The 17,410-nt window shown below is 43.8% G+C and carries 15 protein-coding genes; all 15 read left to right on the top strand.

Annotated features, from left to right (window positions below; genetic code table 11):
- Positions 1-15 precede the first annotated feature (15 nt).
- The 15 genes from selA (at position 16) to PGY05_RS11740 (ending at position 17,404) form a co-directional block, all read left to right on the top strand.
- Positions 16-1,410, top strand: a complete 1,395-nt coding sequence (gene selA / locus PGY05_RS11810) for an L-seryl-tRNA(Sec) selenium transferase (protein WP_270475967.1) — start codon at positions 16-18, stop codon at positions 1,408-1,410.
- The gene (gene selB, locus PGY05_RS11805) at positions 1,407-3,323 is read left to right on the top strand and encodes a selenocysteine-specific translation elongation factor (protein WP_270475966.1); all 1,917 of its coding nucleotides are present in this window, start codon (positions 1,407-1,409) and stop codon (positions 3,321-3,323) included. Before selA ends, selB begins: the two co-directional genes overlap by 4 nt.
- On the top strand, positions 3,320-4,237 hold the full coding sequence (locus PGY05_RS11800; protein ID WP_022220210.1) for a selenium metabolism-associated LysR family transcriptional regulator: 918 nt from the start codon (positions 3,320-3,322) through the stop codon (positions 4,235-4,237). Before selB ends, PGY05_RS11800 begins: the two co-directional genes overlap by 4 nt.
- Before the next feature lie 13 nt (positions 4,238-4,250).
- On the top strand, positions 4,251-5,390 hold the full coding sequence (locus tag PGY05_RS11795) for an aminotransferase class V-fold PLP-dependent enzyme (protein ID WP_156330664.1): 1,140 nt from the start codon (positions 4,251-4,253) through the stop codon (positions 5,388-5,390).
- A gap of 182 nt (positions 5,391-5,572) precedes the next feature.
- Entirely contained in the window at positions 5,573-6,670 is a 1,098-nt protein-coding gene (gene yedE, locus PGY05_RS11790) for a YedE family putative selenium transporter (RefSeq protein ID WP_195367870.1), read from the top strand.
- A 69-nt stretch (positions 6,671-6,739) separates the two neighbouring features.
- Positions 6,740-6,943 carry a sulfurtransferase TusA family protein gene (locus PGY05_RS11785; RefSeq protein WP_022220208.1) on the top strand — a complete coding sequence of 68 codons (204 nt, stop codon included), beginning with the start codon at positions 6,740-6,742 and terminating at the stop codon, positions 6,941-6,943.
- On the top strand, positions 6,943-7,179 hold the full coding sequence (locus PGY05_RS11780; RefSeq protein WP_008372464.1) for a DUF3343 domain-containing protein: 237 nt from the start codon (positions 6,943-6,945) through the stop codon (positions 7,177-7,179). Before PGY05_RS11785 ends, PGY05_RS11780 begins: the two co-directional genes overlap by 1 nt.
- A 211-nt stretch (positions 7,180-7,390) precedes the next feature.
- Entirely contained in the window at positions 7,391-8,008 is a 618-nt protein-coding gene (locus PGY05_RS11775) for a GntR family transcriptional regulator (RefSeq protein WP_270475965.1), read from the top strand.
- Positions 8,005-8,649, top strand: a complete 645-nt coding sequence (locus tag PGY05_RS11770; RefSeq protein ID WP_022220206.1) for a GntR family transcriptional regulator — start codon at positions 8,005-8,007, stop codon at positions 8,647-8,649. The genes PGY05_RS11775 and PGY05_RS11770 overlap by 4 nt, the downstream gene beginning before the upstream one ends.
- 312 nt (positions 8,650-8,961) lie before the next feature.
- On the top strand, positions 8,962-10,230 hold the full coding sequence (locus PGY05_RS11765) for an SLC13 family permease (RefSeq protein WP_008372472.1): 1,269 nt from the start codon (positions 8,962-8,964) through the stop codon (positions 10,228-10,230).
- 56 nt (positions 10,231-10,286) lie between these two features.
- Entirely contained in the window at positions 10,287-11,186 is a 900-nt protein-coding gene (gene ttdA, locus PGY05_RS11760) for a L(+)-tartrate dehydratase subunit alpha (RefSeq protein WP_022220205.1), read from the top strand.
- A complete protein-coding gene (gene ttdB / locus PGY05_RS11755) occupies positions 11,186-11,812 on the top strand; it encodes a L(+)-tartrate dehydratase subunit beta (RefSeq protein WP_008372475.1) in 627 nt (208 codons plus the stop codon). The genes ttdA and ttdB overlap by 1 nt, the downstream gene beginning before the upstream one ends.
- Positions 11,813-12,038: 226 nt before the next feature.
- Positions 12,039-13,397, top strand: a complete 1,359-nt coding sequence (locus PGY05_RS11750; RefSeq protein WP_270475964.1) for a Wadjet anti-phage system protein JetA family protein — start codon at positions 12,039-12,041, stop codon at positions 13,395-13,397.
- Between the two features lie 28 nt (positions 13,398-13,425).
- On the top strand, positions 13,426-14,052 hold the full coding sequence (locus PGY05_RS11745; RefSeq protein ID WP_173687094.1) for a DUF4194 domain-containing protein: 627 nt from the start codon (positions 13,426-13,428) through the stop codon (positions 14,050-14,052).
- On the top strand, positions 14,036-17,404 hold the full coding sequence (locus PGY05_RS11740; protein WP_330673006.1) for an SbcC/MukB-like Walker B domain-containing protein: 3,369 nt from the start codon (positions 14,036-14,038) through the stop codon (positions 17,402-17,404). Before PGY05_RS11745 ends, PGY05_RS11740 begins: the two co-directional genes overlap by 17 nt.
- Positions 17,405-17,410: the final 6 nt, after the last annotated feature.

The following is a 17,410-nucleotide window of genomic DNA, read 5'->3' as shown; positions in this document are numbered from 1 at the left end:
GAGGTAGAGGAGAAAATGAATAAAAATTTATTATTTCGCAGTATTCCGAAAGTAGATATTCTGCTTGAAGAACAGGAGATACAGGATTTGATTGATGTATATGGACGTGAATTTGTGATGGATGTGATCCGTGAAGAGATGGATGCGCTCAGAACATTTATCGGAAAGTGCGCGGAAGAAGAGAAAGCGAAAGCGCAGATCGGGATGCTTACGCAGAATATAAAACGGCATGCCGGAAAGCTGCATGAGCCGAATATGAAAATGGTGATCAACGGAACAGGAACAGTTCTCCACACCAATCTCGGCCGTGCACCGATCAGTAAGGAGCATGTTGAGAGACTGGCAGGAATTGTGAGTGGTTACTCCAATCTGGAATACAATCTGGAAGCAGGAGCACGTGGAGAGAGATACTCTCATTTTGAAAAACTGCTTTGCAAACTGACCGGGGCAGAGGCTGCGATGGCGGTTAACAACAATGCTGCGGCTGTTATGCTGATTTTAAGTTCAATGGCAAAAGGCGGGGAAGTTGTAGTATCCCGCGGAGAGCTGGTTGAGATCGGTGGCAAATTCCGGATTCCGGATGTAATGGAGCAGAGCGGAGCTTCACTTGTGGAAGTCGGAACGACGAATAAGACACATTATTCTGATTATGAAGAAGCGATCACAGAGGAGACAAAAGCACTCCTTAAAGTTCATACAAGCAATTACCGTATTGTTGGATTTACAGAGACGGTTACGATCGATGAACTGATTCCGATTGCGCAGGAACACGATATCCCGATCATTGAAGATCTTGGAAGTGGCGTGCTGATCGACCTGAGTAAATACGGACTGACCTATGAACCGACGGTTCAGGATTCCATCCGCAAGGGAGCGGACGTTGTATGCTTCAGCGGAGACAAGCTGCTCGGTGGTCCGCAGGCTGGAATCATCATCGGTAAGAAGAAATATATTGACCAGATGAAGAAGAATCAGCTGACACGTGCACTGCGAATTGATAAATTTACAGCAGCAGCACTGGAACTGGTATTACAGGAATATTTATCAGAAGAAAAGGCAATCCAGAATCTTCCGGTACTGCGTATGATCACAGAGTCCAAAGCGGATGTGGAAAAGCGTGCAAGATCTCTGAAGCGGATTCTGCAGAATGCACAGCTTGCTGCAACGATCGGGATGGAACCGTGTGAATCACAGATCGGTGGAGGCTCTCTTCCACTTGAACGCATTCCGAGTATGGCAGTTACGATTAAGCCGGAGAATATCAGTGTACCGAAGCTGGAAGAAGAGATGCGGCATCTTTCTATGCCAATCATTCCGCGTACAGCCAACGACACGATTTATCTGGATGTGCGGACAATTGAATCCTGCTACTTTAAGAAGATAGCAGAGATGCTGGGAGAATTATTATGAAAAACATTATCGTAGGAACCGCAGGTCACATTGACCATGGGAAAACGACACTGATAAAAGCACTTACCGGACGTAACACGGACCGGTGGGAAGAAGAACAGAGAAGAGGGATCACCATTGACCTCGGGTTTACTTATTTTGATTTGAAAAATGGAGACCGTGTAGGGATCATTGATGTTCCGGGACATGAAAAATTTATCAACAACATGGTTGCGGGAGTTGTCGGAATGGATCTGGTACTTTTGGTTGTGGCAGCGGATGAAGGTATCATGCCGCAGACAAGAGAACACATGGACATTCTGGGACTCCTTGGGATCAAGAAGAGCATTCTGGTGATCAACAAGTGTGATCTGGTCGATGAAGAATGGCTGGAACTCGTTGAGGAAGAAATCCAGGAAGAACTGGAAGGTACTTTTTTGGAAGGTGCACCGGTTGTTAAAGTATCGGCTGCAACCGGGCAGGGGCTTGATGAACTGACGGATACGATTCAGCAACTGATGTCGGATGAGGTGGTTGCAAAGGATACACAGACTATTCCAAGACTTCCGATTGACCGGGCATTTACCCTGTCAGGCTTTGGGACAATTATCACAGGGACACTTATATCCGGTACGATCACCAGGGAAGACGTTCTGGAAATGTATCCGATCGGAAAAGAGTGCAAGATCCGTAATATTCAGGTACATGGGCAGAATCAGGACAAATGCTATGCCGGACAGAGAGTGGCGATCAATCTGTCAAATGTGAAGAAAAAGGAGATTCGCAGAGGGTGTGTGCTTGCGCCGAAGAACAGTATGAAAAATACAGATCTTCTGGATGTGAAGCTGAAAGTTCTGGAAGACTCCATGCGTATCCTTACAAATCATGAGAGATTGCATTTATACACGGGTACGAGTGAGATCCTCTGCCGTGCTGTTCTGCTGGATAAGGAGCAGATCGGACCGGGAGAAGAGGGGCTGGTACAGCTCAGACTGGAAGAAGAGATTGCGGTCAAACGAGGCGACCGTTTTGTAGTACGTTTCTATTCTCCGATGGAGACTATCGGAGGCGGGATCGTTCTGGAACCGAATCCGGTGCGTAAGAAACGTTTTGATGCGCAGGCAATCGAAGAACTGAAGAAAAAAGAATCCGGTTCACTTGGCGATGTTATGGAGCTTCAGATCAAAGAACACGGCGACACGATGATCACACTTGCTGAGCTTGCAAAGGTGATGGCACATTCCGTAGATGAACTGAAGGAGTATCTTGAAGAACTGGAAGAATCGGGCACAATCTTTGTATTCCCAATGAAGAAGGACACATATTTGTGGCACAGAGACAGCGAATTTGCAGTACGTCAGAAGATAGCGGAGACATTGCAGAAATATCACAGTGAGCATCCATACCGATATGGAATGAAGAAAGCCGAAATTCACAACACATTCCTGAAAAAGATCAAACCAAACATATTTGATGCGTATATCGAAAGAATGACGGGAGAAAACGTCTATGGAAGAAGGGAAGAATATCTTTCGCTTCCGGGATATGAAGTTCCGAAGGACGCGATGTATCTTCAGACAGAGAAGCTGATCGAAGATACATTTGAAAAAGCAGGATATGATTTTGTGAGATTTTCAGAGATTGATTTTGGAAAAATTCCGCGCCAGACAGCGGAAGATGTGGTTCTCATGATGATTGACGAAGGAAAAGTACTCCGTATCAATGAAGAGATGTTTACGATGAAACACCTGATGGATGAAGCGAAGGAAAAAATTCAGAATCATCTGAAGGAAGAAAATCTGATCACGATCGCACAAGTGAGAGATATGTTCTCAACAAGCAGAAAGAGTGCGAAACCGATTTTAGAATATATGGACAGCATTAAGGTGACAAAGAAGACAGGCGGAGAAAGTGAGAGGGTGGCATACTTATGAATTTAAAGCAGCTGGAGGCATTTGTTAAGGTAACTGAGTCGGGAAGTTTTTCAAAAGCGGCAAAGCTTTTGTTCCTGACGCAGCCAACGGTCAGTGCACATATCTCTTCTCTGGAGAAAGAACTGGACTCACGGCTTTTTGTCAGAAATACAAAGGAAGTAAAATTGTCGGAAGAAGGAAAGCAATTATACCAGTATGCGCGCCAGATGGTGGAACTCGAAAAAGAAATCGAGCAGGTATTTTCCAAGGATGCGCATCGTGAGGAAAAATGTATTACAATTGCGACCTCTACGATTCCGGCACAGTATGTTCTTCCGGCGATTCTGGCGAAATTCAGAGAGACTTATCCGGATGAGCAGTTCCGGATTTCAGAAAATGACAGCTGCGGTGTTGTTGAACAGGTAGCAGGGCATATGGTAGATATTGGATTCACAGGTACGGTACTTGAAAAAAAGCATTGCAGATATATGCCTTTTTATCAGGATGAACTGGTTGTTATCATGCCGAATACCGAGTTTTATCAGGAAATACAGAAGCGCTATAAGACAGCAACATGGATAAAGAATGAACCGGTCATTATGCGGGAAGAAGGATCGGGAACCCGCAAGGAAACAGAAAAAATATTGAGAAAAGCAGGAATTATGCCTGATACCCTCAATATAGTAGCATGCATTGAGAATCCGGAAGCGATAAAAAGGTCAGTAAAGAGTGGGCTTGGAATCACGATCATATCAAGACTTGCAGCAGAAGAGGAGATCCGGACCGGACAGGTTCTGGAATTCCCGTTACAGAAGGATGAAAGCAGTCGTTATCTGAACCTTGTATACAATAAAAACTATCAGCTGCCTGCAGCAGCAGAGCATCTGATCCGGATTGTAAAGGATTTCTATCCAGATGCACATATGGGGAAATGAAAAGAGGATCAATATGATATATTTAGATAATGCAGCAACCACAATGCGCAAACCACAAGAAGTAATTGATGCGATCACCGCAGTAATGTGCTCAATGGGGAATGCAGGAAGAGGCGTCAATGAGGCATCTCTCGGAGCAGCAAGAACCGTATATGACACAAGAGAGAAGCTTGCAGGTTTTTTCGGGGCGGAAGATGCAAGACAGATCGTATTTACCATGAACTCAACGGAGAGCCTGAATATTGCGATCAAGGGAATTTTAAATCCGGGAGACCATGTGATCTCTACGGTTTTGGAACATAACTCTGTTCTCCGACCACTTTATGAGATGGAGAAAAAGGGAGTTGAAGTGACATTCCTTGGATGTGATGAAAAAGGAACTCTGGATTACGCAGATTTTGATAAAGCAATCAAAGAGAATACAAAAGCAATTGTCTGTACCCATGGATCCAATCTGACGGGAAACAAAGTGGATGTGGAGCGGATCGGGGAAATTGCAAAAAAACACGATCTGTTGTTTGTGGTAGATGCATCACAGACTGCCGGTGTATTTCCGATCGATGTGCAGAAGATGCATATTGATATTCTGTGTTTTACCGGACATAAGGGACTTTTAGGACCGCAGGGGACTGGTGGAATGTATGTGAGAAAAGGCGTTCATGTCCGGCCACTTCTTTCAGGCGGTACCGGTGTGCAGACCTATAGTAAAACACAGCCGGAAGAGATGCCGACAGCACTGGAAGCAGGAACACTTAACGGACACGGAATTGCCGGACTGGATGCTGCGATCGGATATCTGGAAGAAACAGGAATTGATACGATCCGCGCAAAGGAACAGGCATTGATGAAGCGGTTTTATGAAGGGATAAAAGAAATCCCGGGAGTCAAAATCTATGGGGATTTCAGCAGCATGGACCGCTGTGCGGTAGTGAGCCTGAATATCAGAGATTATGACTCGGGAGAAGTCAGCGATGCACTTCTGACAGATTATGGGATTTCTACTCGTTCAGGAGGACACTGTGCACCACTGATGCATGAGGCACTTGGAACCGTAGAGCAGGGGGCTGTCAGATTCAGTTTTTCCCACTATAACACAGAGGAAGAAGTGGATACGGCAATCCGGGCAATCTGCGAGCTTGCAGAAGAAGAGTAAAATTTTATAAGATCAGAGATTGATAGAAGACCGATATAATATTGATAGTATCAATATATATATCGGTCTATTTTAATTATGAATTGGACAAGAAGTTGTGCAAAAGATATAATTATAGGGTAACAAAAAAAGTCTTTAATAGTCAAAATGACGAATGAGAGAAAGACGAAGGAGGAAGAAAAATGAATTTATCAGATTCAAAGAAGAAGCTTGCACTTGCGGGGGTTCTGTGTGGGCTTGTAGCTGCATGTCTGGCTTACTTTGGTAATCCGGCAAACATGGCATTCTGTATTGCCTGCTTTATCCGTGATACGGCAGGAGCTCTGGGATTTCACCAGGCCGAAGTTGTGCAGTATGCAAGACCGGAGATCATCGGTCTTGTGATCGGAGCATTTATTATTTCAGTGGCAACAAAAGAATACCGTTCAACAGCAGGATCTTCACCGATGATCCGTTTTATCCTTGGTATGGTAATTATGATCGGTTCCCTGATTTTCCTTGGCTGCCCGCTCCGTATGGTGCTCCGTATGTCAGCAGGTGACCTGAATGCATGGGTAGCACTGATCGGTTTTGTACTTGGAGTTGGAACCGGAGCATTTGCACTCAAAAATGGTTTCAGCCTTGGACGTGCGCATGAGACAAACAAAGAAAGTGGAGCAGTGCTTCCGGTACTGATGCTTGGTATTCTGATCCTTGCAACCTGCTCAACACTTCTCAAAGCAAGTGAAGCAGGTCCTGGAAGCTTTCATGCACCAATTATCATGTCGCTGATCGGCGGACTTATTTTCGGAGCACTTGCTCAGAAATCAAGAATGTGCTTCGCTGGCGGAATCCGTGATGCGATCTTAATGAAGAACTTTGATCTTCTTACAATTATTGCAGGTCTTTTTGTAGTAATGCTGATCTTCAATCTGGCAACAGGAAGATTTGTACTTGGATTTAACACTCCTGGAATCATTGCACATTCCAACCATCTGTGGAATATCCTTGGCATGTATGCAGTAGGATTCGCGGCAGTTCTTGCCGGCGGATGCCCGCTTCGCCAGCTGATCCTTGCAGGACAGGGTTCTTCTGATTCAGCAGTTACTGTACTTGGCATGTTCTTTGCAGCAGCACTTTGCCATAACTTCGGACTTGCATCAAGCGGAACAGCTATGAATGCAGAGACAGGCGAACTCGTTGCAGGAGCCGTAACGCCGAATGGAAAAGTTGCTTGTATTATCTGTATTATCGCATGCTTTATCATTGCATTTACAAACAAAAGAGAGCAGGCAAAATAGTCAGAAACTGCAAGATATAGATGGATAATCCATAAGAAATATGATATGCTAGGAAGGCAGGTAAAAAATATGAAAGAAGTAGATGCAAGAGGACTTTCGTGTCCGGAACCGCTGATGCTTACTGCAGAGGCACTGAAGAATGCAAACGGACCGATCAAGGTTCTTGTGAGCGAACCTCACCAGAAGACTAATATCGAGAAGTTTGCGAAGGACAAAGGAAAGAAGGCAACTTCTACCGAGAAGGGCTCTGAATTTGAAATTGTGATTGAATAATGAGAAAAAAAGAGTTAAAGCTGGTTATCACATTCCATACAACAGCGGATGCGATGGCGATGGAAAAAGAATGTAAAAAAGTTGGTGCACAGGGACGTATGATTCCGGTGCCGAGAAGTATTTCAGCAGGATGCGGGCTTTCCTGGTGCGCACCACTGGAATGCAGGGAAGAACTGAAAAATGTCATGCAGGGAATCGGTCTTGAAGAAGAAGAAATCCACGAGTGTATGGTATAAGAAGAGGTAAAACGAGGAAACCGCAAGATGAGGAATCATTTTTGCGGTTTCCTTTTTTGTTTTATTTAACAGGAAATTCTGAAAACATATTTCTAAAATCATTTACTGAGAATATTCGTGGAATAAGAAAAATAATTCTTTACATTTAGACTGATTTTGGATACATTATTAGTATATCCTACTAATTAACTGCGGTATGGTGGAGGGGAAGATGAAAGGATTATCAGAAAAGCGGTTGAGCGATTATATGGCAGAACAGATTGCGGATGAAATTCTGGCGGGCAGGATAGAAGGAGGAAGCCAGTTAAAGCAGGAAGAGCTTGCTGAGGTATTTGGAGCATCCAGAATCCCGATCCGTGAAGCATTTCAGGTTCTGGAGAGTCAGGGGCTGATCGTGAGGCTGGCAACAAAAAGAATTTATACGGTTGAGCTGGATGAAGAGCAGATAGAACTGATTTTTGAGATGATCGGGGAAATCCTCAAAAAAGCGGTTCAGCATGTCCTGAATACGAAAAGTCAAACAGAGGAAAAGGAAGTATTTTCGACGGGAACAAGACCGGACCAGTTGCTTCTTGCACAGATGGAGAATGGATATCTGACGAATCTGCTGAAAAATGCTTCGGAGTGTTATATCCGGTTTGCCACAAAATGTAAAGAGACGGATGGAAAAAAAGAGACAGAAAAGGCAATCTGCGAAAAGATAGCAGGTGCATTAAATGGTGCGGAAAAATATACAAAAACATTTGCAAAAGCGGTCAATAGTGAGATTGACAGATGGGTATTGCTTCTGGCAGAGCAGGTGAAGGAAGAAAGAAGGAAGAATAGATGAATGGTTTAAAACCGATCAAGATGCCGTCAGCGAAGGAAAAAGTTGCTGCGGAGCTTAGAAAAGCAATTTTATCAAGGCAAATGAAAGAAGGAGAGATCCTTTCACTCGACAGTGTGGCATCTCAGCTAAATGTGTCGGCAATGCCGGTAAGAGAAGCATTTCAGATTCTGGCAAGGGACGGGCTGATCCAGCTTCGGAAGAATAAAGGGGCAGTCGTCCTTGGAATCACGGAAACCTATATCCGGGAACATTATCAGCTCCGCGCGATCCTTGAGAGTGCGGCAGCAAAGCTTGCAGCAGAACCGGGAACAGATATTGCGGAAATAGAAGATGTCTATCAGGAATCTTGTGAGGCACTGGAAAACGGGGAATCCCAGAAATACACGGATCTCAACCGTGCATTTCACAATGAAATCTGGAGTGCGGCAGGTAATGGAAAGATGAAAAAAATGATCTCCGAACTTTGGAACGGACTTTCTATGGGAAGTATGGTTTCAGAAGGTGATTATGCGAAGGTATCGATCAAAGAGCATGGAAGGATTCTGAAAGCACTCCAGGAGCATAATGTCGAAGCGGCAGAAAAAGAGATGTATGCGCATATCATGCGAAGCCGCGATGATATGCTGACGTATTACAAGTAGATAAGTGTAAGAAAATAAAAGATATACACAGAACATAAAAAGATTTTGAGAGTATAGATACTTCTTGAAGTCTTTTTTATTTGCAAAAAATTTCATTTCGTGCAATATGACAGAAGAATCTTAGTCAGAATATACAAAATAGAATATGCAGAATTATGCTATCCGCCAAAATGATAAAAAGTAATTGACATTTTGGTGTCGATGAATTATATTAAAATCAAGATTTGGATACAAAATCAGATATCAAAAATCAGACATCAAGTAAAAGACATCAAGAAAAGAAACTAAAAAGAGAAATGAGGAGGTAGCAAAATGAGTCAGGTAACTATCACATTATTGTTCCTGCTGTTTGCGATCGTGATGTTCATGTGGGAAAAAATTCCGTTAGGACTGACATCCATGATTGTCTGTGTGGGACTGGTAGTCACGGGAGTTCTGGACTGGAAGACAGCATTTTCAGGATTCATTGACAGCAACGTCATCCTGTTTGTTGCGATGTTCATTGTAGGTGGCGCACTTTTTGAAACAGGAATGGCAAACAAAATAGGGGGAGTTGTAACACATTTCGCCAAGACAGAGAAGCAGCTGATCGTTGCGATTATGGTCATCGTAGGCGTGATGAGCGGTTTCCTTTCCAACACAGGAACAGCCGCAATTCTGATCCCGGTAGTCATCGGTATCGCAGCAAAGTCGGGATATTCAAGATCAAGACTTCTGATGCCGCTTGTATTCGCAGCAGCGATGGGAGGTAACCTTTCTCTGATCGGAGCTCCGGGTAACATGATCGCACAGTCACAGATGGAAAGCATCGGACTGAAATTTGGATTCTTCGATTATGCAAAAGTAGGTGTACCGATCCTGATCGTCGGAATCATTTATTTCGCACTGATCGGATACAAATTTCTTCCGAACAAGACAGATGCATCTGGAGACAGCATTTATGATGAGGTACAGGATTTCAGCAATGTACCAAAGTGGAAACAGACACTTTCCCTGGTTATTCTGATTCTTACACTTCTCGGAATGATCTTTGAAGAACAGATCGGAATCAAGCTTTGTGTAACGGGTTGCGTCGGAGCAATTGCCCTGATCCTTACAGGAGTTATCAGTGAGAAAGATGCACTTCTTTCCATCGATCTGAAGACGATCTTCCTGTTCGGTGGAACACTTTCCCTTGCAGCAGCGCTTGATCAGACAGGGGCAGGAGAGTTGATTGCTGACAAAGTAATCGGACTTCTTGGAAAGAACCCGTCACCTTATGTACTTACATTTGTAATTTTCATGCTGTGCTGTGTACTTACCAACTTTATGTCGAATACAGCAACAACAGCACTTATGGCACCAATCGCTGTGTCAATCGCACAGGGAATGGGAGCAGACCCAAGCGCAGTACTTATGGCATGTGTCATCGGAGGATCATGCGCATACGCAACACCGATCGGAATGCCGGCAAACACAATGGTTGTCACAGCCGGAGGATATACATTTAAAGATTATGCAAAAGCAGGTGTGCCGCTGATTCTGGTATCCACCGTAGTAAGTATGATCTTACTTCCGATATTCTATCCATTCTTCCCGTAAGAAGGGATAACAAAGTAATTAAATTAAATGCAATATAAAAAGAGGAGGATTTTAAAATGTCTAGAGAAGAACAGGTAACACAGCTTACAGATTACATGGCAAAGTTCATTGCACACGTTGCCAAAAAACTTCCAGATGATGTCATCGCAAAACTTCAGGAACTCAGAGAGAAAGAGGACAGCCCGCTGTCTAAGGTAATCTACGATACCATGTTCCGTAACCAGGAACTCGCAGTAGCTCTTAACAGACCAAGCTGCCAGGATACAGGTGTCCTTCAGTTCTGGGTAAAATGTGGAACAAAATTCCCACTGATCGATGATCTGGAAGCATTACTGAAAGAAGCAGTAGTAAAGGCTACATTCGAAGCACCGCTTCGTCACAACAGCGTTGAGACATTCGATGAATATAACACAGGAAAGAACGTAGGAAAAGGAACACCGACCGTATTCTGGGATATCGTTCCAAACTCTGACAAATGTGAAATCTACACATACATGGCAGGTGGCGGATGTACACTTCCGGGAAAAGCTATGGTTCTGATGCCAGGTGAAGGATACGAAGGTGTAACAAAATTCGTTCTCGATGTTATGACAAGCTACGGACTGAATGCATGTCCTCCGCTTCTTGTAGGTGTAGGTGTAGCAACTTCTGTAGAAACAGCAGCTCTGCTTTCCAAGAAAGCTCTGATGCGTCCGATCGGCTCTCACAATGATAACGAAAGAGCTGCAAAGATGGAAAACCTTCTGGAAGACGGAATCAACGCAATCGGCCTTGGACCACAGGGAATGGGCGGAAAATACTCAGTAATGGGTGTTAACATCGAAAATACAGCACGTCATCCATCTGCAATCGGTGTGGCCGTAAACGTAGGATGTTGGAGTCACAGAAGAGGACACATTGTATTTGACAAGGACCTTAATTACACAATCACAACACATTCGGGGGTGGAATTATAATGGTAGAAGTAAAAGACGGAAAGAAAATTTTAACAACACCAATTTCAGCAGAGGACTTAAAAGACATTAAAATCGGAGACATCATTTACCTGAACGGAAGTATGACAACATGCCGTGATGTTGCTCATCGCCGTCTGGTAGAAGAAGGAAGAGAACTTCCTGTAGATGTAAGAAACAACGCAATTTTCCATGCAGGACCGATCATCCGTCCATTGGAAAATGACAAATTCGAGATGGTTTCCGTAGGACCGACAACCAGTATGCGTATGGAAAAATTCGAGTATGAATTTGTACAGAAATCTGGTGTACGTGTGATCATCGGAAAAGGTGGAATGAAAGAAAACACCGAACGTGCATGTAAAGAGTTCGGAGCAATCCACTGCGTATTCCCGGCTGGTAATGCCGTAGTAGCAGCAACAGAGGTTGAAGAGATCGTAAGAGCTGAGTGGAGAGATCTCGGAATGCCGGAAACGCTCTGGAACTGCCGCGTAAAAGAGTTTGGACCACTGATTGTATCCATCGATACAGAAGGAAACAACCTCTTTGAAGAAAGAAAAGTAATCTACAATAAGAGAAAAGACGAACAGTATGAGATAATCAGCAAACAGGTTGGATTTATCAAATAGTCATACTGAAAAATATGGAACCCATACTTGCTTAATTAAAATAATAATCAAATATTCTGCCAGATATTTGGTCTCGTTATGAAGAAGTGCTGCAAGCCGATGAGAGTGATCGGTATTGCAGCACTTTTTCGTAATGCTTTTTTACAATGTTTTTTCCATTTAGAGACTAGAATATGGTATACTTATAGATAATGGAAAAATTTATGAATTTACAGAAAGGCAAGGCATGCAGTTACGTTTTGAAATTCCGGAGGCTTTCTGGAGTCTGTTTCGTTCTGTGAACAGAGAGACATACATTGAGGCTTTGATGGCGATCAATGAAGAATACCAGTACAGCAATTATTTCCTGACTAGGGAAGTCTGTATTCAGGTGCTTCGGGATCTGTATATGAAGAAACAGATCGAACTTAAACGAGAAGAAGATGAGACTGAGTTTGATATGTTGGAGACTCCGTCGGCAAGAATTCTGAACTGGCTGATCCGAAAAGGATGGCTGAAGAAAATTGAAGATTATAATACATTGGTGACGAATATCGTAATTCCGGATTATGCAGCAATATTTGTGGATGCCTTTGAGCGGCTTTCTACGGAGGACCTGGAGGAGACAGAGATCTATATCCAGAATGTCTATGCGACATTGTTCTCGTTTAAAAATGATCCGAGGGTGAATCTGAATATGCTCCGGACAGCACTTATCAATACCAGACGGCTCAACAAAGCACTGCAGGATATGCTGCATAACATGGATAAATTTTTTGCAAGGCTTCTGGAACAGCAGTTTTACGGGGATCTTCTGAAAGAGCATCTGGACGGATATGTGGAAGAGATTGTCCGGAAAAAATACCATATACTGAAGACTTCGGATAATTTTTATATCTATAAGACAGATATCAAAGAATGTCTGCGTCAGATGCGGGATGATGAGGAATGGATCGAGAAGATCCGTGAGCGCGCCCGTGCAACCGGAGATACGGGAGAAGATGTGCTGGAACTTCTGGATATGATCGAGAGAGGCTTTGATGATATCGAGCACCGCATTTCCAATATGGATAAGGAGCACAGCAAATATGTGCGTGCGACGGTGACAAGACTGAATTATCTTCTGAGCGGAGAGAACGACACGAAGGGATTGGTTATTCAGCTCCTGAACCGGATGTCAGAGGATGACTATGAAGAGGTCATTCAAAAGACGGGGGAGAAGATGAATCTGTCTTTGGTCGAAATCCTGTCAGAAAAATCTCTTTATAAGCGAAGAAAAAACCGGAAGGATTTTGTAAGTCAGATGGCACCGGAAGAAGAAGTGGATGATCTGGACAGGGAAGATGTGCTCAGATTGAACCGGATCAAGCGCAGATTCAGCAAAAAGCAGATTGAAGAATTTATCGAAGAGCATATAGAGAAAGATGTGCTGGATACAGAAAAACTTTCCCTTACATCAGAGGAGGATTTTGAAAAGCTGATTCTGGCATATGACTTAAGTACCCGTAAGAACAGCAAATATAAAACGCTGGAAGAGGATGCGGAGACGATTGAAAAGAACGGATACCGTTATCCTGCACTGAAGTTTGTAAGAAGACATTTATAGAAAAAGAAGACAAAATTGGAGAGAATGAATGATAGAATATTTTGAGCAGCTTACGCAGGAAGAACAGGAAGATCTGACAGATGTGATCAGGCTTCTCTATAGACAGACATTTCTTCTGGAGAGGAAGTTTGACAAGCGTGCGGGCAGACTCCAGTATCAGAGAGAGTACCGTATCTGCGAAAAGCACATTGATTTTCTGAAAATGTATTTCCAGATTGCCGGCATTACGTTATGCGAGAATGTACATCTGGGTCTGATCTATATTCAGGATGAGATGGTTTGGGGAGAAAAGCTTCCGCGTCTTGCGACTATTTATATATTATTGCTGAAACTGATCTATGATGAGCAGATGGCATCGGTTTCGTCGAGCAGCCAGATTGTGACAACCTTGGGGGCACTCAACGGAAAAGCAGGAGATTTTCGCGTGCTTCGCAGTATCCCGTCACCGACCGAGATGAAAAGAACTATTGCCATGCTGAAAAAATACCAGCTGATCGAGCCATTGGATGTACTGGAAGAGTTAAATGAAAGTACAAGACTTCTGATCTATCCGTGTATCCATGCAGTATTGCAGGGAGATGCGGTGAGAAAAGTTCTGGAATCATTTGGAAGCAGCCGGGAAGAAGAGGAGGAGACTCTTGGAGACATTGGATAACAGGCAGCCGTTCTGGGCGATTTCAAAAATCTGCCTGAACAACTGGCATTATATAGACAGAAAAATACTGACTTTGAGTGAAGGGATCAATTTTTTCACCGGGCATTCCGGAAGTGGAAAATCAACGGTTATCGATGCAATTCAGATTGTGCTCTATGCTAACACGGACGGACGTGGATTTTTTAATAAAGCGGCAGCAGATGATTCCGACCGTACCTTGATCGAGTATTTGCGCGGAATGGTAAACATCAGTGAAAATAATGAGTCCCAGTATCTGCGAAATAAGAATTTTTCCAGTACGATCGTGATCGAGCTGGAACAGACGAGAACCCATGAGAAACAGTGCGTGGGCGTTGTATTTGACGTGGAGACAGAAACAAATGAGATCAACCGACTGTTTTTCTGGCACAGAAGCGGTCTACTTGCGAATGCTTACCGGGGAGAAAAGAGATGTCTTTCTACTGCGGAAATAAGAGAATATCTGCAGCGTACCTTTGGTGAAGAGGCATTCTACTGCGGACCGAGCAATGAGCGTTTCCGCCGTCAGCTTTATGATGTGTATCTGGGCGGATTGGATAAAGAAAAGTTCCCACGTCTTTTTAAGCGGGCAATCCCGTTTCGGATGAATATCAAGCTGGAAGAATTTGTAAAAGAATATATCTGTATGGAACAGGATATCCAGATTGAGGATCTGAAAGAAAGTATCATGCAGTATGGCAGGATGCGCAGCAAGATTGAGTCAACGATGGAAGAGATTGAGGAACTGAAGAAGATCGATGGAATCTATCAGGATTTTGATGATAAGCGAGAAAAAAGCAGGGAATGTGACTACCGTCTTACCCGTCTGGAAATGCTCCGGCTGCAGGCGGACATCCAGGGACTCCATGATAAGATTAAAACCAGAGAAGAAGGTATCAAGGTACAGGAGCATACGAAAGCCGAGCTGATGCGCCAGAGTGGAGAACTGCAAAAGGAGCATGAGGAGCTGTTACTTCGTCTGAATAACAGTGGTTATAAAGCACTGGAAGCAGAACTTGCAGGACTTAACGAGTCTCTGGAACATCTGGGAAAAAGCAGGGCGAGTCTCACAAAGACAGCACAGAGACTTGCAGCATGGAAAGAACAGGAGATTACGTCCAACCAGACCATCTGGGATATTGATAAATTTGAAGCCGGTACGATTTCGGAGGGCGAACTTACAAGGCTGAAAGAAAATATCGCACAGATGCGTGCGGAGATCGAAGAAGAACGTCGGGATACGGACAGTACACTTCGTCAGATCAAGAAAGAAGAACGGGAAGCCAAAGAAGAGCTAAAAGAGCTGAAACAGGGAAGAAAAGCATATCCAAAAGAGCTGGAAGAAGCAAGGCTGGAACTACAGAACCGGTTGCAGGAGAATTGTGGAAAATTTGTTTCCGTGCAGATCCTCGCAGATCTTCTGGAAATCCGGGATGAAAGATGGCACAATGCAGTGGAAGGTTATATGGGAAATAATAAACTTCTGCTGATCGTAGAGCCGAAATACGCAAAAGCGGCAATGGATATTTATCAGGAGATGGATAAGAAGAAATTCTTTCGTGCTGCAATTCTGGATACGGAAAAGGTTATGGAAGAAGAGCACATTGTCCGGCAGGGCGCTCTTGCAGAAGAAGTAAAAGCAAAAGAAAAATACGTGCAGTCTTACATCAATTTCTTTCTTGGTAATGTTATGAAATGTGAGAACATTGAGGAACTCAGGGAGTGCAGGATTGGTGTGACACCGGACTGTATGCTGTATCAAAGCTATCGTCTGCAACATATTAATCCGGAAAATTATACGAGACGTGCTTATATCGGAGAGATTAGTCTCCGTCAGAGGATCCGGCAACTTCAGAAGCACTGTGATGAGCTTCAGGAGAAGAGGCTTCCACTTGCGGCACTTGTGGAAGAGGCAAAGAAACTTCTGGAACTGGAAGCAATGCCACTTCCGACAGAGGATTATATCAGCCAGATCCTGGATGCAAAGGCGATAAAGGGAAAAGAAACCCGTAAGAAAGATTTACTTGAAAAGCTGCAGAAACTGCGTGCAGAATCAGTCGATACTCTGGAAGCACAGATGAAAGAAGTGCAGGAAAGACGGGATGCAAAGCAGAAAGAGATCACGAAGACAGAGAAAGAAATCTGGAAAAACGGGGAAGAAATCGAAAAATTCAGAAACAGTATTACAGAGTCGGAATTTGCACTTTCTGGAATCCAGAAAGAATTTCAGGAAAACGAAAGGTTTGAAAAGCAGTTTGAAGAGTATCTGGAAGCACAGAAAAACAGAAACTATATTTATTTAAAAGAGGCAAGTGCAAGGCAGCTGCAGCAGCTTGGAAAGAAAAAAGAAGAGATCTATCAGGAGTTGGTGGCAGCCCGCAGTGCTTATACCAAAAAATATACGCAGCGTAATTTCTCAGTGGTAGAAGAAGATAATAAGGTTTATCAGGAGCTTCTGGAAAGCCTGTCGTGTGATAATCTGGAAACCTACCGGCAGGCAGCGAATGAACAGGCAAAGGCAGCGGTCGAGCACTTCAAGGATGACTTTGTTTTCAAGATCCGCAGTGCGATCCGCGAGGCCTACCAGAGAAGAGATGAGCTGAACCGGATCATCAGCCGGCTGGATTTCGGAAAAGATAAGTACCAGTTTGTGATCACGAAGAATAAGGGTGCAGACGGAAAGTACTATAAGATGTTTATGGATGATACCCTGCAGATCAATCCGGCACAGCTTTCAGGTTCTATTGAGAACCAGATGAATCTGTTCACGATGGAGCATGAAGAAAACTACGGTGATATGATGAATGAACTGATCGGCATATTTATCCCACCGGAAAATGCTACCCATGAGGAACTGGAAGAGGCAAAGAAAAATATGGACAAGTACGCGGATTACCGTACTTATCTTTCGTTCGACATGCAGCAGATCGTCCAGGGTGAGGAAGATATGAAAATCGGTCTTGGCAAGATGATCCGCAAGAATTCCGGAGGAGAAGGACAAAATCCTCTTTATGTTGCACTTCTTGCAAGCTTTGCACAGATTTACAGGATCAATCTTTCCCCGAAAATCCACAGGAATCCGACACTCAGACTGGTCGTTCTGGATGAGGCATTTTCAAAAATGGATGCCGAGAAGGTGGCAAGCTGTATTGCGCTGATCCGTGGACTTGGTTTCCAGGCGATCATCAGTGCCACAAATGATAAGATCCAGAATTATCTGGAAAATGTTGATAAAACCTTTGTATATGCCAACCCGAATAAACGGCATATATCAATTCAGGAATTTGAAAAAACCGAGTTCGCACAGCTTGCGGATGAGGAAGAACAGGGGTGATAGAAA

The sequence above is a fragment of the Coprococcus sp. AF51-11b1 genome (assembly GCF_027682785.1).
GTDB lineage: Bacteria > Bacillota > Clostridia > Lachnospirales > Lachnospiraceae > Allocoprococcus > Allocoprococcus comes.
The sequence above is the reverse complement of the archived record's forward strand: the minus strand, read 5'-3'. Positions and strand labels throughout refer to the sequence as shown.